The sequence below is a fragment of the Pseudomonas sp. HMSC057H01 genome, assembly GCF_001836405.1.
Classification (GTDB): domain Bacteria; phylum Pseudomonadota; class Gammaproteobacteria; order Pseudomonadales; family Pseudomonadaceae; genus Pseudomonas; species Pseudomonas aeruginosa.
Genome location: NZ_KV828464.1, coordinates 67,066 through 88,885 on the forward strand (window position 1 = coordinate 67,066; position 21,820 = coordinate 88,885).

The following is a 21,820-nucleotide window of genomic DNA, read 5'->3' on the forward strand; positions in this document are numbered from 1 at the left end:
CATGAAAAAGCCCGGCAGCGGCCGGGCTTTTTCATGCAGCGGATCGCTCGCGCATCACTTCAGGGTCAGCGTGCCCTTCATCAGCGCGGAGTGGCCCGGGAAGGTGCAGAAGAACATGTACTGCTCGCCTTCCTTCAGCTTGGAGACGTCGAAGGTCACCGAGTCCTTCTCGCCCGAGCCGATCAGCTTGGTGTGGGAGATGACACGGCTGTCGTCGGGCTTCAGGTAATCCTTGTCCAGGCCGGAAGCCATGCCGTCGGTGACCACGCCCTGCATGTCGGCGGCGGTGCTCAGTACCCAGTTGTGGCCCATGACGTTCTTCGGCAGGTTGCCGGGGTGGGACAGGTTGACGGTGAACTGCTTGCAGCTCTTGTCGACGGTGATGGCATTGGTGTTGAACTGCATCTGGTCGTTACCCTGGATGTCCACCGAGCACTCGGCAGCCAGCAGCGGCGCACTGAGCAGGGACAGCAGGGATACCGCAGCGAGTTTACGTAGCATGGAGCAGCCTCCTAGGCAGGTTGGGCGATGAATCCTGAAAGAGCAGACTGCCCGATCGGGCACCGAGTTCCACTGATTCAGGTCAAACCCGAACCGGACGTGGCGGGGCATCGAGCGGGATCTGCCCGGCGTTTACTACGGGGAACTCCTGTTTTAGCACAGATGTGCCGCTTCGCGCCTGCGACGCAACGTCCGGCAACGCTTCGCACGGCTTGGTCGAAGCGCTCCCAGCCGCTACCCTGTGCGCCTTTTTCCACCCCCGACAGGAGTCGATCATGACCTTGCGTTCCGTCTGCGTATTCTGTGGCGCCAGCCCCGGCGCTTCCCCGGTCTACCAGGAAGCCGCCGTGGCCCTCGGCCGGCACCTGGCCGATCGCGGCCTGACCCTGGTCTACGGTGGCGGCGCGGTCGGTCTGATGGGCACCGTGGCGGACGCCGCATTGGCCGCCGGCGGCGAAGTGATCGGGATCATCCCGCAGAGCCTGCAGGAGGCCGAGATCGGCCACAAGGGCCTGACCCGCCTGGAAGTGGTAGACGGCATGCACGCGCGCAAGGCGCGCATGGCCGAGCTGGCCGACGCCTTCGTCGCCCTGCCCGGCGGGCTCGGCACCCTGGAAGAGCTGTTCGAGGTCTGGACCTGGGGCCAACTGGGCTACCACGCCAAGCCGCTGGGCCTGCTCGAAGTGAACGGTTTCTACGATCCGCTGCTGACCTTCCTCGACCACCTGGTCGACGAACGCTTCGTCCGCGCCGAACACCGCGGCATGCTGCAGCGCGGTGCCAGCCCGGAGGCGCTGCTCGATGCCCTCGCCGCCTGGACGCCAAGCGTGGCGCCGAAGTGGGTCGACCGCACCCCGCAGTGATCCGCTCCTCTCTCAGGACGGCGGCAGCAGGCTCAGCGGGTCGAGCGGCCGGCCGTTCTGGCGGATCTCGAAGTACAGTTGCACCCGGTCGGCATCCGAGGAACCGGCCTCGGCGATCTTCTGGCCCTTGCTGACCATCTGCCCCTCCTTCACCAGCAAGCGGCTGTTGTGCGCGTAGGTGCTGGTGTACGAGGTACCGTGCTGGATGATCACCAGGTTGCCGTAGCCACGCATGTTGTTCACCGCGAACACCACCTTGCCGGCCAGCGAGGCCTGTACCGGCTGGCCCAGGGTGCCGGCGATGCGGATGCCCTTGTTGAGCTTGTCGGAACTGGAGAAGCGGCGGATCACCGGCCCCTTCATCGGCCACTGCCAGCCGCGCAGGGTCACCGACGGCGGCGGAGGCGGCGACTTGCGCGCACGGCTGCTCGACGAGGAGCGGCTGCTGGCGACGTAGGTCGACTTGCGCCCGTCGAAGCGCACTACCTGGCCGACCTTGACCGCGTAGGGCGGGCGGATGCCGTTGGCGCGCGCCAGGTCCTTGTAGTTCCAGCCGTGCCGGGTGGCGATCGAATAGAGGGTGTCGCCGCGCTTGACGCGATACTCGCCGCGCACGACCTTCGGCACCGACGCCCCCGGGCCGGGAGCCTTGGAGCTGCACGCGGATACCGCCAGCAGGACGGCGATCAAGAGCAATCTGAAGAACACACGGAATCCTTTTCCCGATGAAACCCGGCCGGCTGCGGCGACGGTTGCAGGCCCGCACTATACCTTGTTCGCCGGGGTGCCCGTTGGACTCGCCGATGGCCCGTTTTCTCCGCGCGGCCCGCCACCCGGTCCGCGCACAAACGCCAACGCCCCGCAGGACGGGGCGTTGGTGCCGAGCGGGAAACGTCAGGCACCGGCGGACTGCTGCACGATCACCGTCTGCGCCGGCATCGGTGCCGGGAAGTCGGCGCCGAGGGCGTCCTTGATCACCTTGTTGGTATCGAAATAGACCTGCCAGTAATGGTCGTTGTGGCAATACGGGCGCACCGCCAGCACCGGCCCGACCAGGTTGAACTCGAGGATCTCCACGTCCACCGGCGGCTCGCCGAGCACGTTGGGAATCGCCGCGACACGCTGCTTGAGCAGGGCGATGGCCGCCTGGTAGTCGGCGGCACCGGAAAGCTGCGCCTTCAACTCGACCCGGCGGAACGGGTTGTGGGTGAAGTTCTGGATGTTGTCGCCGAATATCTTGTTGTTGCCGACCATGGTCAGCACGTTGTCCGGAGTGTTGATCGCCGTGGTGAACAGGCCGATCTCCTTCACCGTGCCGGCCACTCCGCCGGCGCAGATGAAGTCGCCGACCTTGAACGGCCGCAGGACGATGATGAAACCGCCGGCCGCCAGGTTCGCCAGCAATCCCGACCAGGCCATGCCGATGGCCAGGCCGACCGCCGCGATCAGCGCCGCCAGGCTGGTGGTCTGGATGCCGAAGAAACCGAGGATGCCCACCACCAGCAGCACGTTCAGGGTCACCGTGATGAACGAACCCACGTAGCGCAGCACGGTGGGATCGACCTTTTGCCGCTCGAGGGATTTCTGCACCATGCCGACGGCGAAGCCGATCAGCCAGCGGCCGATCATCCAGAAGGCGATGGCCGCGAGAATCTTGATGCCGAAGGCGAAGGCGTACTGGGACACCGTCGCCCAGAGCGCGTTGATCTTCTCGGTACCTACGTTGACGATCGTCGTGTCATCCATATCGCTCACCGTGCGCAAGGAAGGAGTCTGGCTCCGTACGAGAACCGCCCCTGGCACCGGAAAGGCAGGCTCCGGCCCTTGGCCCGACAACGTCCGTAGCGGATTCTGGAAAAACTAGCACGGCGCCGCGAATTTGCCGGAGCACCGCTTCGTTGTCCCCAAACGGCGTGGGCGAGGCTGTGGACAACCTGGGTGAAAAGGTCCGGGAGTCCCGGGCGGCAGGGCCTCCGCGAGACCGATCACTTTTTGATCAGCCGGCTGTTTCCTGTAGCGGCAGCACCGTCACCCGCACCTCCGGGTCATGGCTACCACCGCCGAGGATCACCCCGCGCAGCGGCGACACATCGGAAAAATCCCGCCCCCAGGCCAGGGTGATGTGCTCCAGGTCGGGCAACAGGTCGTTGGTCGGGTCGAAATCCACCCAGCCGTTCTCCGGGCAATACAGCGAGACCCAGGCATGCGAGGCGTCGGCGCCGATCAGTCGCGCCTGCCCGGGCGGCGGGCGGGTCAGCAGGTAGCCGCTGACGTAGCGCGCCGCCAGTCCGCGCGCGCGCAGGCAGGCGAGCATCAGGTGGGCGAAGTCCTGGCAGACCCCGCGACGGCGCTCCAGCACTTCGTCCAGCGGCGTCGCCACCTGGGTGGCCTGCGCATCGAAGGCGAACTCGCGGAAGATCTTCCCCATCAGTGCCGCCGCCACCACCAGCAACGGCCGTCCGGGCAGGAAGCAGTCGGCGGCGAACTCGACGAACCGCCGCTGGATGCGCACATAGGGCGACTCGACGCGGTAGCGGCAGGCTTCCAGTTCGGCGGCGGACAGCGCCCGCCCGGAAAATGCCAGCCCGGCGGCGACGCGCTCCCATGCCGGCGACGCGGCCAGTTGCGCCGGCGCATGGGCGAACACCTCGACCTGCAGCCGCGCGCTGACCCGCAGCGCCTCGTGGGGACGCTCGAAGGCCAGCCGGCTCAGCGGATTGCCGAATGCGTCGTGGCCATCCTCGCGCCGGCTCGGCCCCGGCTCGATCAGCAGTTCCCGCTCATGACAGGCCTGCCAGGCGCATTCGCGTGGCCAGAGATGCGCCAGTTGCCGCGACAGCGAGACCGGCGTCGCATAGCGGTAATGGGTGTCGTGCAGCACCTGGTAGCGGGCGCCCTGGAGCGGAACGGAGCGAAGCGCGGGTGCGGACATCAGGTGGATACCGTTCTCTGGCTGACATCGTCGACATGGGCGAAATAGCGCAAGCCTAGCCGATCGGAGACCTGTCCGGCGCAGGCGGCGATGTCGCGCAGCAGTCGCGCCAGCCCGACGAGCACCTCGTCGAGTCCTGCCGCGCCGAACAGCGGGCTTTCCAGGGCCGCCAGATCGAAGCTGCGCAGGCGTTCGCCCAGGGTCCTGAGTTCCCGCTCGCGTGGCGCGCCGAACTCCTCGTGCAGGCGCTCCAGCGAACGCTCCAGGGCCTGCAACTGGAAGCGCAGCGAGTGCGGGTTCTGCTCGTGCAACAGGAGCAGGTCGAGCACCGGGACCAGTTGCGGCGACGCCAGGTAGCGCGAGCGGTAGGTGATGCCGCTGTTACCCAGTTCCAGCAGCCATTCCAGCGCGCCGGCGTCCCAGGCGCTACCGCCGTCGAGGAAGGCGGCGATGCTCTCGGCGAAGAAGCGCACGCGCTCGATGCGCCGGCCGATCATCAGGAAACGCCAGCCGTCGTCGCGGGTCATGTCGTCGAGGGCGAAACCGGACAAGGCTGCCAGGGACATCACTAGCCGGTTGAGGAAGTCCAGCGCTTCGCCGAGGTCGGTGCGTGCCGGATCGAGCGCCTGCATGTCGCGTTGCAGCTCCAGCAAGGCCAGCCAGTTCTCCCCGGACAAGCGCCCGCGCACCTGCGCCGCCGCCCAGTGCAGGCGCCGCAGGTTGGCGCACAGGCTCGCCGGCCAGTGCTCGTCGAGCAACGCCCGCAACAGGCACCTTTCCAACGGCTCGCCATCCCCGGGCAGCAGGCCGATGCCGCCGGCCAGGGCCAGGGCGCTGCGCAACGCCTCTTCGTCGCCATCGGCATCCACGTAGCGCGACAGCACCACCCGCAACAGGCGCGCATGGTCGTCGCAACGCTCGGCATAGCGGCCGTACCAGAACAGGTTCTCCACCACCCGCGACGGCAGGTAGGGATCCTCGCGGACCAGGTCGCGCACGCCGAGCCGGCGCGGTCGCAACGGCTCGCCGCCGACTGCTCGCTCGGCCAGCACCCAGGTGTCCTTGCTCGCCCCGCCGCGTTGCATCGACACCACCTCGGCATCCGCCGCCGAGGCTACGCGGGTCAGGCCGCCGGGCATCACCCAGTAGCGTCCGTCGGCGGCGGCGACGGCGAACACGCGCATGCCGATGGCCCGCGACTGCAGGCCGACGCCGGCCTCGCCGTCGCGCCAGACCGGTGCCTGGGACAACTGCGCCAGGCGTTGCGCCACGTAGGCCTGCGGGCGCTCGCGCAAGCGCTCGCCGAGGGATGCCAGGCCGGCACTGTCGAGGGCGTGGCCGAACAGCGGTTCGCAGCGCTGGCCGGGAAAGGCCGGCTTGATCACCAGGTCGGGCAGTGCCGCGAGTATCGCCTCGAGGGCTTGCGGCTCGCCGCACCAGCGGGTGTCGAGCGAGGGCAGCGCCAGTTCCTCGCCAAGCAGGCGGCGACAGGCCTGCGGCAGTAAGCCGAGCAGGCCGGGCGATTCCAGCACCCCGCTGCCCAACGCGTTGGCCACCAGTACGCGCCCCTGGCGTACCGCCTCGAGCAGGCCGGGAATGCCCAGCGCCGAGTCGGTACGCAATTCCAGCGGATCGCAGAAGTCGTCATCGAGGCGCCGCAATACCGCATGCACCCGTTTCAGGCCGCCGAGGGTCTTGAGATAGAGGGTGGCGTCGCGCACCGTCAGGTCGTGCCCCTCGACCAGCGGGAAACCGAGCTGGCGCGCCAGGTAGAGATGCTCGAAGTAGGTTTCGTTGAAACGTCCGGGAGTCAGCAGCACCACCAGCGGCGTCTCGCCGTCGCCGGCGGCCTGGCTGGCGAGGGTCTCCTGCAGGGTGCGGAAATACCCGGCGAGATGCTGCACACGCAGGTCGCGATAGAGTTCCGGCAAGGCCCGCGAGACGATCTGCCGGTTCTCCAGCGCATAGCCCGCGCCGGACGGCGCCTGGGTGCGGTCGGCAAGGACCTGCCAGCGTCCGTCGGCATCGCGCGCCAGGTCGACGGCATAGCTGTGCAGGAAAATCCCGCCGGGCGGCCGGATGCCGAGCGCCGGCCAGAGGAAGTTCGGATGGCCGAAGACCAGTTCGCTGGGCAGCAGCCCTTCGGCGAGCAGACGCTGCTCGCCGTACAGGTCGGCCAGCAGCGCGTTGAGCAGCCGAGCACGCTGTGCCACGCCGGCGGCAATCGGCTGCCACTCGGCGGCGGACAGCAGGTTCGGCAGAAGGTCCAGCGCCCAGGGGCGGTCGGTGCCCTTGGGATCGGCGTAGACGTTGTAGGTGACGCCGTTCTCCTGGATCTGCCGTTCCACCAGGGCCTGGCGCTGGCGCAGTTGCTCAGGGCTGCTGCGCTCCAGTTGGCGGAACAGCCGCTGCCAATGGGGACGCACGCCACCCTGGCGATCGAGCAGCTCATGGTAGGCCGTATCGGTGAACGGATAGTGGGCAAGCAGCTCGGGCATCGAAGGCTCGCGGGGCTGGGGTTGCGGTCACTGTAGCGGAGTCGGCGACGCGCCGCCGGAGCGAAGCGACGAGGCGTTGCCGGGTCCGCCAGCGCGGTTCTCCGCGAAGACCGGGTTGCCCCGGAAGCGCAAGACTTGTGCCAGCGCCGCCAGGCCCGGGCGACCAGGAGGTCGCGCCACGGCGATGCACCGCGACGGTGCGCGACCGCTGGCAGGGTTGCAGCCACGCACCCTTTGCGGGCGGCAGGGCCGCCCCGGCGATCAGCGCGGGATGTTCGGCTGGCGCGGCTTCTTCTTGCCCTTGGCGAAGGCCGCCGCCTTGTTCTGCTGGCCCTTGCTCCACGGCTGGCCACCGTCGCTGGCGCGGGGTGGCAGGCCGGTATGCTGGGTCAGCAGCTTGCCGGCCTTCTTGCTGCCGGCCGGCGTCGAGTTCTTCCGCCGGGCGCTCTGGTATTCGCCGGTATCCGGCTGGTAGGTCGGGATCAGGTGGTGCTTGCCATTGCCGATCAGGTCAGCGCGCCCCATCCGCTCCAGCGCCTCGCGCAGCAGCGGCCAGCCTTTCGGGTCGTGGTAGCGCAGGAAGGCCTTGTGCAGGCGCCGCTGCTGGTCGCTCTTGACGATGGTCACGCCATCGCTCTTGTAGGTGACCTTGCGCAGCGGGTTCTTGCCCGAGTGATACATCGCGGTGGCGGTGGCCATCGGCGAGGGATAGAACGCCTGGACCTGGTCGGCGCGGAAGCCGTTGCGCTTGAGCCACAGGGCCAGGTTCATCATGTCTTCGTCGGTGGTCCCGGGGTGGGCGGCGATGAAGTACGGGATCAGGTACTGCTCCTTGCCGGCTTCCTTCGAGAACTTCTCGAACATCTGCTTGAAGCGGTCGTAGGTGCCGATCCCCGGTTTCATCATCTTGTCCAGCGGACCGCGCTCGGTGTGCTCCGGGGCGATCTTCAGGTAGCCGCCGACGTGGTGGGTCACCAGTTCCTTGACGTACTCGGGCGACTCGACGGCGAGGTCGTAGCGCAGGCCGGAGGCGATCAGGATCTTCTTCACCCCCGGCAGCGCCCGGGCCTTGCGGTACAGCTCGATCAGCGAGCTGTGGTCGGTATCGAGGTTCTCGCAGATGCCGGGGAACACGCAGGACGGCTTGCGGCAGTGCCGCTCGATGTCCGGGCTCTTGCAGGCGATGCGGTACATGTTCGCCGTCGGTCCGCCAAGGTCGGAGACCACGCCGGTGAAGCCGGGCACCTTGTCGCGCATCTCCTCGATCTCGCGGATGATCGAGTCGTGCGAGCGGTTCTGGATGATCCGTCCCTCATGCTCGGTGATCGAGCAGAAGGTGCAGCCGCCGAAGCAGCCACGCATGATGTTCACCGAGAAGCGGATCATCTCGTAGGCGGGAATCTTCGCCTTGCCGTAGGCCGGGTGCGGTACGCGGGCATAGGGCATGCCGAACACGTAGTCCATTTCCTCGGTGCTCATCGGAATGGGCGGCGGGTTGAACCAGACATCCACTTCGCCGTGCTTCTGCACCAGGGCACGGGCGTTGCCCGGGTTGGTCTCCAGGTGCAGCACGCGGTTGGCGTGGGCATAGAGCACCGGGTCGTTGCGCACCTTCTCGAAAGACGGCAGGCGGATCACGGTCTTCTCCCGGGTCAGCCTGGGGTTCGCCAGCAACTGCACGACCTTGGCTTCCTGCGGGTCCTCCTGCACGCCCTTTTCCTGCTCGATGGCGCAGGCGGCAGTGTCCTGGGTATTCACGTAGGGATTGATGATCTTGTCGATCTTGCCCGGCCGGTCGATCCGCGTGGAATCGATCTCGAACCAGCCCTCCGGGGTGTCGCGACGGACGAAGGCGGTGCCGCGCACGTCGGTGATCGCGCTCAGCGGTTCGCCCTGGGCCAGGCGCTGGGCGATTTCCACCACCGCACGCTCGGCGTTGCCGTAGAGCAGGATGTCGGCCGTGGCGTCCATCAGGATCGAGCGGCGGACCTTGTCCTGCCAGTAGTCGTAATGGGCGATACGGCGCAACGAGGCCTCGATCCCGCCGAGGATCACCGGCACATGGCTGTAGGCCTCCTTGCAGCGCTGGCTGTAGACCAGGCTGGCGCGGTCCGGGCGCTTGCCGGCCAGGCCGCCGGGGGTGTAGGCGTCGTCGGAACGGACCTTCTTGTCCGCGGTGTAGCGGTTGATCATCGAGTCCATGTTGCCGGCCGCCACGCCGAAGAACAGGTTCGGCTCGCCGAGCTTCATGAAGTCGTCCTTCGACTGCCAGTCCGGCTGGGCGATGATGCCGACGCGGAACCCCTGGGCCTCCAGCAGGCGGCCGATGATGGCCATGCCGAAGGACGGGTGGTCGACGTAGGCATCGCCGGTGACGATGATGATGTCGCAGGAGTCCCAGCCGAGCTGATCCATCTCTTCCCTACTCATAGGCAGGAAGGGCGCCGGACCGAAACACTCGGCCCAGTACTTGGGATAGTCGAACAGCGGCTTGGCGGCTTGCATCACGGGCACCAGGGGGTATCTCTAGGAATAGGGGGTCGCGAAAACGCGGGCGCGGAATATAGCACAAAAAATGAGCAATTCCGACGTTTTCACTGGGTATTGCCTGCCGTCGGCCGGCTTCGAAAAAATGCCATCATTTCGCCACCTTCTTTCTATACTCCATTCATCGTCATCTCACCCGGCCTCTAAGGCAGGCCCCCGGGAGAGTCATCGTGCGCCATCCTCTTGCCCTGCTCGCGGTCATCTTCCTGCTACTGGCCAGCGCCGTTTCGCGCGCCGCGCCGGAGTTTCCAGCGCCCCCGGCCAGCGGCGCCTGGTTGAACGGCTCGCTGGACCTGCTCGAAGACCCCGATGGCAACCTGGCGGTGGAGGACCTCGAACAAACGGAGCAGGCCGGCCGCTTCGTCGCCGCCGCCGGCCGCACCAGCGTCGGCCTCAGTCGCAGCGTCTGGTGGCTGCGCCTCGACCTGCCGAGACGCGAGGCGGTATCCGGCGGCTGGTGGCTGGAAGTCGCCAGCGCCAGCCTGCACGACCTGCGCCTGTACCTCCCCGACGAGCGCGGCGGGTTCCGCGAACATCGCAGCGGCGAAGCGGTGCCCTTCGCCGAGGGCCGCGACCACGCCTATCGTCATCCGCTGTTCCAGCTCCCTCCCGGCGATGGGCCGTTGCGCGTCTACCTGCGCAGCTACGATCCCGGCGGCAACGCCTTTCCGCTGAGGCTCTGGAGCCACGACGAACTGCTGGAATACCGCAGCCAGGGCAACCTGCTGTTCGGCATGGCCTACGGGCTGATCCTCGCCCTGCTGCTGTACAACCTGTTCCTCTTCACCAGCCTGCGCGATCGCGCCTATTTCTGGTACGTGCTGACCGCTGCCAGCGCGCTGGTGCTGACCCTGAGCATCAGCGGCCATGGTTTCGAGTATTTCTGGCCCGAGCGGGCGGTGCCCTGGTGGCTTGACCGCCTGGCGCTGCTGGCGATCTGGGGCATCTGCGTGATCCGCTTCAGCCAGAACCTGCTGCAAAGCCGGCAGCACGCACGCTGGGCCCATCACCTGCTGAACGCCTGTTGCCTGCTGTTCCTTGCCTGCCTGGCGTTCAACGCCGCCGGCTGGCGCTGGCAGGCGGCCGGCGTGCTGGCGCTGACCCTGCTGGCCAACCTACCGATCGCCATCGGCCTGGCAGTGCAGCGCTGGCGCCAGGGTTCGGCCACGGCGCGCCTGTACCTGGTCGGCTTCGGCCTGGTGCTCGGCAGCGTCAGCCTTGGCGTGATGCGCGCCACCGCGCTGGTCCAGCCGACCTCGGCCAACGCCATGGTCTTCCCGCTGGCGCTGACCCTGGAGGCCCTGCTGTTCTCCCTGGCGCTCGCCTCGCGCATCCAGGATCTGAAGCAGGAAAGGGCCCTGGCCCTGGACCAGGCCGACCAGGAAAAGAACGCGCGCCTGGCCCTGCTGCACAGCGCCCAGCGCGACCTGGCACGCGCCGTGGAAGTCCGTACCAACGAGTTGAGCGAGGCCAATCGCCAGTTGCAGATGCGCGAAGCGCAACTGCAGTACGCCGCCCATCACGACCCGCTGACCGGGCTTGGCAACCGCAGGCACCTGATGGAGTTCGCCGAAAGCGCCCTGGACGACGCGCGCCGCCACGGCAACAGCATGGCGCTGCTGCTGATCGATCTGGATCACTTCAAGCCGATCAACGATACCCATGGCCACGATGCCGGCGACTTCGTCCTGCAGAACGTGGCCCAGCGGCTGCGCCATTGCGTGCGCACCGAGGATTGCGTGGCGCGCCTCGGCGGCGACGAATTCGCCGTGCTGGTCGGCGGGTCGAATGCCGAGCAGCATGCCCGCGACATCGCCGAACGCCTGCTGCGAGAACTGGCGAAACCGGTGGAGTTCGCCAAGCAGTGGCTGGTGATCACACCGAGCATCGGCGTCGCCCTGTTTCCCGGCGACGCCCTGCAGTTCGGCAAACTCTACAAGGCCGCCGACCAGGCGCTGTACCGGGTCAAGGGCGCCGGGCGCGCCGGCTATGCGATGGCTGCCGACGATGAACGCGAGACCGCGCCGGCGCTCCCCTGGCCGACCGCCCTGGCACCGGAGCGTATCTCCTGAATCAGTGGCTGTAGCGTCGCGGAACCCGGGCCGTGACCTTGCTCAGAAGCTCGTAGCCGAGGGTGCCGCAGGCACGGGCGACCTCGTCCACCGACAACCCGGCGCCCCACAACTCCACCGGGTCGCCAACGCGAGCCTCCGGCAGGTCGGAGAGGTCGACCGCCAGCATGTCCATCGAGACCCGCCCGGCCAGGGTCGCGCGGCGTCCCCCGACCAGTACCGGAGTCCCGGCTGGCGCGGTGCGCGGGTAGCCGTCGGCGTAGCCGCAACTGACCGTGCCGATCCGCGCCGGCCGCTCGGCGATCCAGGTGGCGCCGTAGCCGACGCTCTCGCCCACGGCCACCTCGCGCAGCGAAATCAACTGCGCGCCCAGGCTCATGGCCGGCCTCAGGCCCAGTTCGGCGGCACTCAGGTCGGCCAGCGGGGTCGACCCGTAGAGCATGATCCCCGGCCGTAGCCAATCCATGTGGGCGGCCGGGATGGTCAGCACCGCCGCCGAGTTGGCCAGGCTGCGCTGGTCGAAATCCAGGTCGAGCAGGCCGAGGAAACTCTCCAACTGCTGCTCGGTGAGCGGATGGTTGCGTTCGTCGGCGCAGGCGAAATGGCTGATCAGGTTCAGTTCGCGCACACCGGGATGGTTGCGCAGGCGCGCATGCCAGGCGCGCAGCGCGACGGGATCGAAGCCCAGGCGGTGCATGCCGGAGTCGAGCTTGAGCCAGACGTTGAGTGGAATATCCAGGCCGGCGGCGAGGAACGCCTCGCCCTGTTCCGCGCCCTGGATCACCAGGTCCAGGCGCAATTGCCCGGCGAGGGCGTATTCGCTCGCCTCGAAGCAGCCTTCCAGCAACAGGATGCGCGCGCTGGCGTGCAAGGCGCGGACTTCCGCGGCCTCCTCCAGGCAGGCTACGGCGAAGCCATCGGCATCGTCGTGCAACGCGGTAACCACTTCGCGCGCACCGTGGCCATAGGCGTTCGCCTTGACCACCGCGAACGCCTGGCGCTGCGGCGCGCAGCGCTTGGCCAGGGCATAGTTGTGGCGAATGGCGGAAAGGTCGACGGTGGCAACGAGGGGACGCATGGCATCGGGTCCTGCAACTGAAACGGGTGCCTATGGTAAGGCGCCCGCCGGGCAAGACCCAAGCCGGGTCATTCGTCCTCGAAGTTGTACATGCCGGCGGCAAGGTTCTCGAAGCGCGTGTATTTGCCGATGAAGGCCAGGCGCACCGTGCCGATCGGACCGTTACGCTGCTTGCCGATGATGATTTCGGCGACGCCCTTGAACTCGGTCTCCGGGTGGTACACCTCGTCGCGGTAGACGAACATGATCACGTCGGCGTCCTGCTCGATCGCCCCGGATTCGCGCAAGTCGGAGTTCACCGGGCGCTTGTTGGGTCGCTGCTCCAGGGAGCGGTTGAGCTGCGACAGGGCGATCACCGGGCAGTTGAATTCCTTCGCCAGGGCCTTCAGCGAGCGGGAGATCTCGGAAATCTCGTTGGTCCGGTTGTCGCCGCTGGAGCCGGGTATCTGCATCAGCTGCAGGTAGTCGATCATGATCAGCGCCAGGTCGCCGTGCTCGCGCACCAGGCGACGGGTCCGCGCACGCATTTCCGAGGGGCTGATGCCGGCGGTGTCGTCGATGAACAGCTTCTTGTCGTTGAGCAGGTTGATCGCCGAGGTCAGGCGCGGCCAATCCTCGTCGTCGAGCTTGCCGGAACGGACCTTGGTCTGATCGATGCGACCGAGCGACGAGAGCATACGCATCACGATCGAGTCGGAGGGCATCTCCAGGGAGTACACCAACACGGCCTTGTCGGTGCGCATCACCGCATTCTCGACCAGGTTCATGGCGAAGGTGGTCTTACCCATCGACGGACGCCCGGCGACGATGATCAGGTCGGCCGGCTGCAGGCCGCTGGTCTTCTCGTCGAGGTCGGTGAAACCGGTGGACACCCCGGTCAGCGCCTCGCTGGTGTTGAACAGGTAGTCGATGCGGTCGATGGTCTTGACCAGGATATCGCTGATCCCCACCGGCCCGCCGGTCTTCGGTCGCGCTTCGGCGATCTCGAAGATCTTCCGCTCGGCCTCGTCGAGGATCTCGTTGGCGCCGCGCCCTTCCGGGTGGAAGGCGCTGTCGGCGATCTCGTTGCTGATGCCGATCAGTTGGCGCAGGGTGGCGCGCTCGCGGATGATCTGCGCGTAGGCCTTGATGTTGGCGACCGACGGAATGTTCTTCGCCAGTTCGCCGAGATAGGCCAGGCCGCCGACCTGGGCCAGTTGTCCTTCCTTCTCCAACTGCTCGGAGAGGGTCACCACGTCGATCGGCTGGTTGGCCTCGGCCAGCTTGTAGATGGCGCGGAAGATCAGGCGATGGTCATGGCGGTAGAAATCGCCGTCGGACACCGAGTCCGACACCCGCTCCCAGGCGTTGTTGTCCAGCATCAGGCCTCCCAGCACGGCCTGCTCGGCCTCGATCGAGTGCGGCGGCACCTTCAGGGCTGTGGTTTCCAGGTCGTATTGCTCGGGGCTGGTGATCTCGTTCATAGACTCGACGCAAGAAAAAGGAACAGCGGAAAAAACAACGGGCACGGTGCCGTTGCCGGTACCGTGCCCGATGTTAGCGGACTGCCGCGGACACGCATATGCCCGCCCAGCCCTACCGATCGGATCGCTTACTCAGCGACGATGATCAGCTTCAGAGTGGTTTCCACGTCGGTGTGCAGGTGCACGGCGACGTCGAACTCACCGGTGTTGCGCAGCGCGCCGTTGGGCAGGCGAACTTCGGCTTTTTCCAGCGGGTAACCGGCAGCGGAAACGGCTTCGGCGATGTCGCGGGTGCCGATCGAACCGAACAGCTTGCCTTCGTCGCCAGCGTGGGCGCCGAGGGTTACCACCAGCTCGGAGAGCTGGGCAGCACGGGCTTCGGCAGCGGCCTTCTTCTCGGCGGCAGCCTTTTCCAGCTCGGCGCGGCGGGCTTCGAACGCAGCGACGTTCTCGGCGGTGGCGACGGTGGCCTTGCCCTGCGGCAGCAGGAAGTTACGGGCGTAACCGCCCTTGATGTTCACCTTGTCGCCCAGGTTGCCCAGGTTGGCGACTTTTTCCAGCAGGATGACTTCCATTTGAGTCTTACCTCTTAACTTTTAACCTTCACCGTTCGTGGAACCCTGGCGCCGGGCCAGGCGTCCACGAAAATCAAACAGACTGTCGACAACCGCTAAAAGACAGATCAGGTTCCCCAGCAGCAATACAGCCAGGTACAGGCCCACCAGCCAACCACCCGCGAGGCGCTTCAGGGCGATCAGGCCATGCCCGAGCGCCACGCCGGCGATGATCAGCGGCACGCTGCACAACGGACCGAGCACCGCGGCCTGCACTTCCAGCGCCGGGACCACGACGGCCCCCAGCAGCAGGATCACGGCAACCGCCGGCGCCAGCCGCAAACTCCGGAATTCGCGGCCGAAGCCGCCCGGGTTGTACAGCGAAGCCTGCCAGTACCGCGCGAGCATCAGGCAGAGCAGGCAGGTCACCTGCAGCGAGGAAGCCATGACCCCGGTCAGGGTCGGCACCAGCGCCACCTGCAACTTGTCCAGCTCTTCGCCCGACAGCTGGGACTCCCCGCGAAGCTGGGTCAGGACCTTGGTGACTTCCGTCGCCAGGGCGCCGATCAGCTCGCTGGAGGTATGCCCCAGCACCAGCGCGAATACCACGCCAACTGCAACACTGCCCAGCAGCACATGGCTCCAGGACGTGCTGGCGCGCAGGATCTGCGCCAGCGTCAGGGTACCGAGCAGGACCAGAAGGATGCTCGGATCGCCCAGGTACCACCAGAACATCGCCGGTAGCACCGCCCAGGCCAGGACGCCGAAGGCGTCGCCGAATCCGCGCCGCAGCAGCACCAGGCTACCGGCGGCGGCACTCAGCCAGAACAACAGTGGAACAACCGCGGAGCCTGCCACGGCGAGCGTGGCCTGCATGCGGCCGCGCATGGTGAACTCAGCCAGTGCGCGCATGCGATCTATCCCTTACCAGCGTTCGACTGCCCGATCTCAACGGCCGTGGCTGTCGGTGTAAGGAAGCAGGGCCAGGTAGCGGGCGCGCTTGATAGCGGTCGCCAGCTGACGCTGGTACTTGGCCTTGGTGCCGGTGATACGGCTCGGAACGATCTTGCCGGTTTCGGAAACGTAGGCCTTCAGGGTGTTGAGATCCTTGTAATCGATCTCTTTCACGCCTTCGGCGGTGAAGCGGCAGAACTTACGACGACGGAAGAAACGTGCCATGTGATTGGCTCCTCAATACTGGTCCGGAATTACTCGTCAGCGTTATCGCTATCGCTGTTGTCGTCGCCATCGGCGCCTTCAGCGTTATCGTTCGGACGCTCACGACGCTCGCGACGCTCGTTGCGGCTTTCTTCAGCCTTGAGCATCTCGGACTGCTCGGTGACAGCTTCGTCGCGACGCATGACCAGGTTACGGATCACGGCATCGTTGTAACGGAAGTTGTCTTCCAGCTCAGCCAGGGCCTTGGCGCTGCACTCGACGTTCATCAGAACGTAGTGGGCCTTGTGCACGTTGTTGATGGCGTAGGCCAGCTGACGACGGCCCCAGTCTTCCAGACGGTGGATCTTGCCGCCGTCTTCTTCGATGGCCTTGGTGTAACGCTCGACCATGCCACCGACTTGTTCGCTCTGGTCCGGGTGAACCAGGAACACGATTTCGTAATGACGCATAAATGCTCCTTACGGGTTGCAGCCTGCCGCAGAACGGTCAGGCAAGGAGTGAATGTTTTCTTGGCTTGCCTGGTGGAGAGGCGAACGAACGCCTGCCCGCGCGGCAAGGGGCGACATTCTAGAGAAGGGCAACCGGCGAAGCAAGGAAGATTGGCGAATATTTGTACAGCGGATGGAATGGCGCGGGGCCGCGCCGCGGCGGCCCCGCACGCGCTCACTCCAGCGGGGTGCGCTGGCGGAGGATCTCGAACAGGCAGACGCCGGTGGCGACCGAGACGTTCAGGCTGCTGACGCTGCCGGCCATCGGCAACCTGGCGAGGAAGTCGCAGTGCTCGCGGGTCAGCCGGCGCATGCCCTTGCCTTCCGCGCCCATCACCAGCACGGTCGGCCCCGTGAGGTCGAGCTGGTAGAGGGTCTTGTCCGCCTCGCCAGCGGTGCCGACCACCCACAGGCCGCGCTGCTGGAGCTTTTCCAGGGTGCGCGCGAGGTTGGTCACCGCCACCAGCGGGATCACCTCGGCGGCGCCGCAAGCGACCTTGCGCACGGTGGCGTTGAGGGTCGCGGACTTGTCCTTGGGCACGATCACCGCCTGCACCCCCGCCGCATCGGCGGTACGCAGGCAGGCGCCGAGGTTGTGCGGATCGGTGACGCCATCCAGGGCCAGCAGCAGCGGCACGCCCTCGCTCCGCTCGAGCAGTTCCTCGAGCATGTTTTCGCCCCAGACCTGGCTGGGGCTGACTTCCGCGACCACGCCCTGGTGGACGCCTTCCGCCCACTCGTCGAGTTCGCGCCGGTCGCGCTGCCCTACCGGAATACGGAACCCGGCGGCCAGCTCGGTGAGCACCTGGACCCGCGGATCATGCCGCCCCTCGGCCAGCCACAACTGCTTGACCCGCTTCGGGTGATGACGCAACAACGCTTCCACGGCATGCACGCCGTAGACCTTTTCCCACTGACTCATGACTTGGCCTTACGTTTGCGCGCCCCGGTGACGGCCGGAGCGTTGTCGGCCTTCGGCTTGGAAGGCCCCTTGCGATGCTTGGTCGGCTTGCCCGGCTTGCCCGGCTTGGCGGCAGCGGCGGGCTTGCCGTCCTTGGCCTTGCCCTTCGCGCTCTTGCCCGCAGGAACGACCTTGCCCTTCTTCCCGCCCTTGTCCTTGCCGCCGACACGCGCCTCGGCGAGCAGCGCCTGCTTCACCTCGCGACTCTTGCGCACGTCGGTGTTGCCGAGCATCTCCGCGGCCTGCGCCAGCAGCTCCGGCGCGACCGGCGGCAGCGCCTGCACCTTGCCGGCCTTGCGCCGCGGCACCACCGCGGCGTCGGGACTGGCCAGCGCCGGCTCCAGGTCGACCTCGGGCACGGATGCGCCCTTGCGCCCCTTCGGCGCCTTGCCGGCGTTCGCCGACTTGTCGCCGTTGCGCTTCTTGCGTCCGATCGGCGCGCTCAGCACGTTTCCGGCCAGCTCGAAATCGATCTTCCGCTCGTCCAGGTCGACCCGCGCCACTACCACTTCCGTGGTGTCGCCGAGACGGAAGCTGCGCCCGGTGCGCTCGCCGCTGAGGCGATGGTGCACGGCGTCGAAATGATAGTAATCGCCGGGCAGCGCGGTCACATGCACCAGGCCTTCGACGAAGATGTCGGTCAGCTCGACGAACAGACCGAAACCGGTGACCGCGGTGATTACGCCAGGGAAGGTCTCGCCGACCCGCTCGCGCATGTATTCGCACTTCAGCCAGTTGGTCACGTCGCGGGTGGCCTCGTCGGCACGCCGCTCGGTCATCGAGCACTGCTCGCCCAACTGGTCCAGGCGCAATTCGTCGTACGGATAGATGCGCGCCTTGGGCATGCTCGCCGCGCCGGCCCGCTGCACGTGCGGAGTCTCCGCCTTGGAGCGGATCACACTGCGGATCGCACGATGCACCAGCAGGTCCGGGTAGCGCCGGATCGGCGAGGTGAAGTGGGTGTAGGCGTCGTAGTTGAGGCCGAAGTGGCCATTGTTGTCCGGGCTGTACACCGCCTGGCTGAGCGAACGCAGCATGACCGTCTGGATCAGGCGGAAGTCGGCGCGGTCGTGGATCTTCTCCAGCAACTCCTGGTAGTCGCCCGGGGTCGGCGCGGCCTTGCCGCGGCCGAGGCTCAACCCCAGCTCGCCGAGGAACTGGCGCAGGTTGTTGAGCTTTTCCTGCGGCGGGCCGTCATGCACCCGGTACAACGCCGGGATGGCGTGCTTCTGCAGGAAGCGTGCGGTCGCCACGTTGGCGCAGAGCATGCACTCTTCGATCAGGCGGTGCGCATCGTTGCGCTGGGTCGGGCGGATTTCCGAGATCTTCCGGTCGGCGCCGAAGACGATGCGGGTTTCCTGGGTCTCGAAATCGATCGCGCCGCGGACATGGCGGCCGGCCAGCAGCGCTTTATACAGCGCATACAGCTGCTGCAGGTGCGGCACCACGCCGGGCAACTGCTGGCGCAGGTTCTCGGCCTCGACGCTGTCGGGATGCTCGAGCAACTGGCTGACCTTGGTGTAGGTCAGGCGCGCATGGGAGTGGATCACCGCTTCGTAGAACTGATAGCCGGTCAGCTTGCCGGCCTTGGACAGGGTCATCTCGCAGACCATGGCCAGCCGGTCGACCAGCGGATTCAGCGAGCAGAGACCATTGGACAGCACCTCCGGCAGCATCGGGATCACCCGCTCGGGGAAATACACCGAGTTGCCGCGCCTGGCCGCCTCTTCGTCCAGCGCCGAACCGACCTTCACGTAGTGCGAGACATCGGCGATCGCCACGAACAGGCGCCAGCCGCCGCCGCGCTTGGCCTCGGCGTACACCGCGTCGTCGAAGTCGCGGGCATCCTCGCCGTCGATGGTGACGAAGGGCACCTGGCGCAGGTCGACACGCTTTTCCTTGTCCTTCTCCGCCACTTCCGGCTTGAGCTTGGCCGCTTCCTTCTCCACCGCGGCCGGCCAGACGTGGGGGATATCGTAGCTGCGCAGGGCGACTTCGATCTCCATCCCTGGCGCCATGTAGTCGCCGAGCACCTCGACGATCTCGCCCTGGGCCTGGCGGTGGATGCTCGGCCATTGCTCGATGCGCACCTGGACGAACTGGTTGTGCCTGGCCTTGCCGGCCTTGCCCGGCGGGATCAGGACTTCCTGCTGGATCTTCGGGTTGTCCGCGACCACCACGCCGATGCCGCTTTCCTCGAAGTAGCGGCCGACCACGATCTCGTGGGCCCGCTCGATCACCTCGACCAGTTGGCCTTCGCGGCGTCCGCGCCGGTCATGGCCGGACACCCGGGCCAGGGCGCGGTCGCCGTCGAACACCAGGCGCATCTGGGTGGGGCTGAGGAACAGGTCGTCGCTGCCATCGTCGGGGATCAGGAAGCCGAAGCCATCGCGGTGCCCGCTGATGCGGCCGCGGATCAGGTCCAGCTTGTCCACCGGCGCGTAGGCGCCACGACGCGTATAGATAAGCTGTCCGTCGCGCTCCATGGCGCGCAGGCGACGACGCAAGGCCTCTTCCGGCTCCTCGCCGGCGAGCCCGAACTCGTCGAGCAACTGGGAGCGAGTCGCAGGAGCGCCTCGCTCGGATAGGTGAGCCAGGATCAGTTCCCGGCTGGGGATGGGGTTTTCGTACTTTTCCGCTTCGCGAGCGGCCTCGGGATCGAGGTTTTGCCAATCGGCCATTAGAGGTAGGTCACCTTTTCTTCTTTAGCGTTTGCTGCCATCGCTCTATTGAAGCGCGAAAACGCTTCGTCGGTCAGCTTCGGCAGCAGAATAATTTTTATCGCATCAGGGGTTTACAAGCAGAATACGTACTCGTATAGTTCGCGCCCACAACGTTGCTGAGACGTTGTAACACGGAAACGATGAGCGATCATCGACTCCAGTGCCCAGGTGGCGGAATTGGTAGACGCACTAGGTTCAGGTCCTAGCGGTGGCAACACCGTGGAAGTTCGAGTCTTCTCCTGGGCACCATATTTCAGACAAAGCCGGACATTAGACCGTTTTTGTTTCAGCAGTTCAGCCACTACCAGGCATTGAAACTGCGACAAGGTTTGCAACACCCAAGTCGATGAGCGATCATCGCACAATGCTGAAAAGCATGCCCAGGTGGCGGAATTGGTAGACGCACTAGGTTCAGGTCCTAGCGGTGGCAACACCGTGGAAGTTCGAGTCTTCTCCTGGGCACCATCTTCAAGACAAACAGCCGAGCATCGCTCGGCTTTTTGTTGTCCGCGATTTTTCCCTTCGAGCCACGCCACCTCCCCCCGCTCGCCGCGGCGCCGACCCCGGAAATGAAAACGGGCCGCATGCGCAGCCCGTTCCGTCATCGCCCCGCTATCCGCCTCAGGCGAATGGATGGCGCAGGATGATGGTTTCGTTGCGATCCGGACCGGTGGAGATGATATCGATCGGCGCACCCACCAGTTCTTCCACGCGCTTGATGTAGGCGCGGGCGTTGGCCGGCAACTCTTCCAGGGTCTTCGCACCCACGGTCGACTCGCTCCAGCCGGGCATTTCCTCGTAGACCGGCTGCAGGCCGATGTAGCTGTCGGCATCGGTCGGCGCTTCCAGCACATCGCCATCGGCATTCTTGTAGCCGACGCACAGGCGCACCACGTCCAGACCATCGAGCACGTCGAGCTTGGTCAGGCACAGGCCGGAGATGCTGTTGATCTCGATGGCGCGGCGCAGGATCACGGCATCGAACCAGCCGCAGCGACGAGCGCGACCGGTGGTGGCGCCGAACTCGTGGCCGCGCTTGGCCAGGTAGGCGCCGACGTCGTCGAACAGCTCGGTCGGGAACGGACCGGAGCCGACGCGAGTGGTATAGGCCTTGGTGATACCCAGTACGTAGTCCAGGTACAGCGGGCCGAAGCCGGAACCGGTGGCGGTACCGCCAGCGGTGGTGTTGGAACTGGTCACGTAGGGATAGGTGCCATGGTCGATGTCCAGCAGCGATCCCTGGGCGCCTTCGAACATGATGTCCTTGCCGTGCTTGCGCAGGTCGTGCAGGGTCGCAGCGACATCGGCCATCATCGGCTTGAGCAGCTCGGCATACTCCATCGCCTCGTCCAGAGTCTTCTGGAAGTCGATGGCCGGCTCCTTGTAGTAGTGCTGCAGGACGAAGTTATGGTAGTCCAGCAGCTCGCCCAGCTTGGCGGCGAAGCGCTCGCGGTGGAACAGGTCGCCAACGCGCAGGCCGCGACGTGCCACCTTGTCCTCGTATGCCGGGCCGATACCGCGACCGGTGGTGCCGATCTTGGCTTCGCCGCGGGCCTTCTCGCGCGCCTGGTCGAGGGCGACGTGATAGGACAGGATCAGCGGACAGGAAGGACTGATGCGCAGGCGCTCGCGCACCGGCACGCCCTTCTCTTCCAGCTTGGTGATTTCGCGCAGCAGCGCATCCGGCGCCAGCACCACGCCATTGCCGATCAGGCACTGCACGCCTTCGCGCAGGATGCCCGATGGAATCAGGTGCAGGACGGTTTTCTCGCCATCGATCACCAGGGTGTGGCCAGCGTTGTGACCACCCTGGTAGCGAACTACGGCAGCCGCCTGCTCGGTGAGCAGGTCGACGATCTTGCCCTTGCCCTCATCACCCCATTGGGTGCCCAGGACTACGACATTCTTACCCATAACACTTGTCCCCATCGTGGAAGTTCGATGCCGGCCGCGGCCGGCGG

General features: G+C 66.3%; 17 protein-coding genes and 2 tRNA genes. 4 read left to right on the forward strand and 15 right to left on the reverse strand.

Annotated elements, in window-relative coordinates; all coding sequences use genetic code 11:
- Positions 1–54: 54 nt before the first annotated feature.
- On the reverse strand, positions 55–501 hold the full coding sequence (gene azu / locus HMPREF2581_RS14540; protein ID WP_003141697.1) for an azurin: 447 nt from the start codon (positions 499–501) through the stop codon (positions 55–57).
- 275 nt (positions 502–776) lie between these two features.
- Here azu and HMPREF2581_RS14545 point away from each other — a divergent pair, with 275 nt between their 5' ends.
- Positions 777–1,364, forward strand: coding sequence for an LOG family protein (locus HMPREF2581_RS14545; RefSeq protein WP_003141699.1), 588 nt, complete (start codon positions 777–779; stop codon positions 1,362–1,364).
- 12 nt (positions 1,365–1,376) lie between these two features.
- Here HMPREF2581_RS14545 and HMPREF2581_RS14550 read toward each other — a convergent pair whose 3' ends face one another.
- The 5 genes from HMPREF2581_RS14550 to HMPREF2581_RS14570 form a co-directional block, all read right to left on the reverse strand.
- A complete protein-coding gene (locus HMPREF2581_RS14550; RefSeq protein ID WP_003141702.1) occupies positions 1,377–2,072 on the reverse strand; it encodes a peptidoglycan DD-metalloendopeptidase family protein in 696 nt (231 codons plus the stop codon).
- Between the two features lie 186 nt (positions 2,073–2,258).
- Complete coding sequence (locus tag HMPREF2581_RS14555; RefSeq protein WP_003141704.1) at positions 2,259–3,110, reverse strand: mechanosensitive ion channel family protein; 852 nt, start codon at positions 3,108–3,110, stop codon at positions 2,259–2,261.
- A gap of 250 nt (positions 3,111–3,360) precedes the next feature.
- The gene (locus HMPREF2581_RS14560) at positions 3,361–4,296 is read right to left on the reverse strand and encodes a transglutaminase family protein (protein ID WP_003141705.1); all 936 of its coding nucleotides are present in this window, start codon (positions 4,294–4,296) and stop codon (positions 3,361–3,363) included.
- Entirely contained in the window at positions 4,296–6,794 is a 2,499-nt protein-coding gene (locus HMPREF2581_RS14565; protein WP_003141707.1) for a circularly permuted type 2 ATP-grasp protein, read from the reverse strand. The genes HMPREF2581_RS14560 and HMPREF2581_RS14565 overlap by 1 nt, the downstream gene beginning before the upstream one ends.
- A 261-nt stretch (positions 6,795–7,055) precedes the next feature.
- Positions 7,056–9,299: a YgiQ family radical SAM protein gene (locus tag HMPREF2581_RS14570; protein ID WP_003109464.1), complete on the reverse strand. Its 2,244-nt coding sequence runs from the start codon at positions 9,297–9,299 to the stop codon at positions 7,056–7,058.
- Positions 9,300–9,511: 212 nt separating this feature from the next.
- Between HMPREF2581_RS14570 and HMPREF2581_RS14575 the strand changes: the two genes are divergently transcribed.
- Positions 9,512–11,413 carry a diguanylate cyclase gene (locus tag HMPREF2581_RS14575; RefSeq protein WP_009314344.1) on the forward strand — a complete coding sequence of 634 codons (1,902 nt, stop codon included), beginning with the start codon at positions 9,512–9,514 and terminating at the stop codon, positions 11,411–11,413.
- Between the two features lies 1 nt (position 11,414).
- Here the strand turns inward: HMPREF2581_RS14575 and alr are convergent, their stop codons facing one another.
- The 8 genes from alr to rnr all read right to left on the reverse strand — a co-directional run bounded on the left by alr (position 11,415) and on the right by rnr (position 19,817).
- Entirely contained in the window at positions 11,415–12,491 is a 1,077-nt protein-coding gene (gene alr / locus HMPREF2581_RS14580; RefSeq protein WP_003141709.1) for an alanine racemase, read from the reverse strand.
- 68 nt (positions 12,492–12,559) lie between these two features.
- A complete protein-coding gene (gene dnaB, locus HMPREF2581_RS14585) occupies positions 12,560–13,954 on the reverse strand; it encodes a replicative DNA helicase (protein WP_003095622.1) in 1,395 nt (464 codons plus the stop codon).
- A 128-nt stretch (positions 13,955–14,082) separates the two neighbouring features.
- Complete coding sequence (gene rplI, locus HMPREF2581_RS14590; RefSeq protein WP_003095627.1) at positions 14,083–14,529, reverse strand: 50S ribosomal protein L9; 447 nt, start codon at positions 14,527–14,529, stop codon at positions 14,083–14,085.
- Positions 14,530–14,550: 21 nt separating this feature from the next.
- Positions 14,551–15,420: a hypothetical protein gene (locus tag HMPREF2581_RS14595; protein ID WP_003095630.1), complete on the reverse strand. Its 870-nt coding sequence runs from the start codon at positions 15,418–15,420 to the stop codon at positions 14,551–14,553.
- A gap of 36 nt (positions 15,421–15,456) precedes the next feature.
- On the reverse strand, positions 15,457–15,687 hold the full coding sequence (rpsR, locus tag HMPREF2581_RS14600; protein ID WP_003095634.1) for a 30S ribosomal protein S18: 231 nt from the start codon (positions 15,685–15,687) through the stop codon (positions 15,457–15,459).
- 29 nt (positions 15,688–15,716) lie between these two features.
- Positions 15,717–16,136, reverse strand: a complete 420-nt coding sequence (rpsF, locus tag HMPREF2581_RS14605; RefSeq protein ID WP_003095636.1) for a 30S ribosomal protein S6 — start codon at positions 16,134–16,136, stop codon at positions 15,717–15,719.
- Positions 16,137–16,350: 214 nt separating this feature from the next.
- Complete coding sequence (gene rlmB / locus HMPREF2581_RS14610) at positions 16,351–17,097, reverse strand: 23S rRNA (guanosine(2251)-2'-O)-methyltransferase RlmB (RefSeq protein ID WP_003141712.1); 747 nt, start codon at positions 17,095–17,097, stop codon at positions 16,351–16,353.
- Complete coding sequence (gene rnr / locus HMPREF2581_RS14615; protein WP_003141715.1) at positions 17,094–19,817, reverse strand: ribonuclease R; 2,724 nt, start codon at positions 19,815–19,817, stop codon at positions 17,094–17,096. Before rnr ends, rlmB begins: the two co-directional genes overlap by 4 nt.
- A 204-nt stretch (positions 19,818–20,021) precedes the next feature.
- Here rnr and HMPREF2581_RS14620 point away from each other — a divergent pair.
- Both HMPREF2581_RS14620 and HMPREF2581_RS14625 read left to right on the forward strand, forming a co-directional pair.
- Positions 20,022–20,108 (forward strand) — tRNA-Leu (locus HMPREF2581_RS14620).
- A 129-nt stretch (positions 20,109–20,237) separates the two neighbouring features.
- Positions 20,238–20,324 (forward strand) — tRNA-Leu (locus HMPREF2581_RS14625).
- A gap of 156 nt (positions 20,325–20,480) precedes the next feature.
- On the opposite strand, the gene HMPREF2581_RS14630 is transcribed toward HMPREF2581_RS14625, so the two are convergent.
- Positions 20,481–21,773: an adenylosuccinate synthase gene (locus HMPREF2581_RS14630; RefSeq protein ID WP_003095642.1), complete on the reverse strand. Its 1,293-nt coding sequence runs from the start codon at positions 21,771–21,773 to the stop codon at positions 20,481–20,483.
- Between the last annotated feature and the right edge of the window lie 47 nt (positions 21,774–21,820).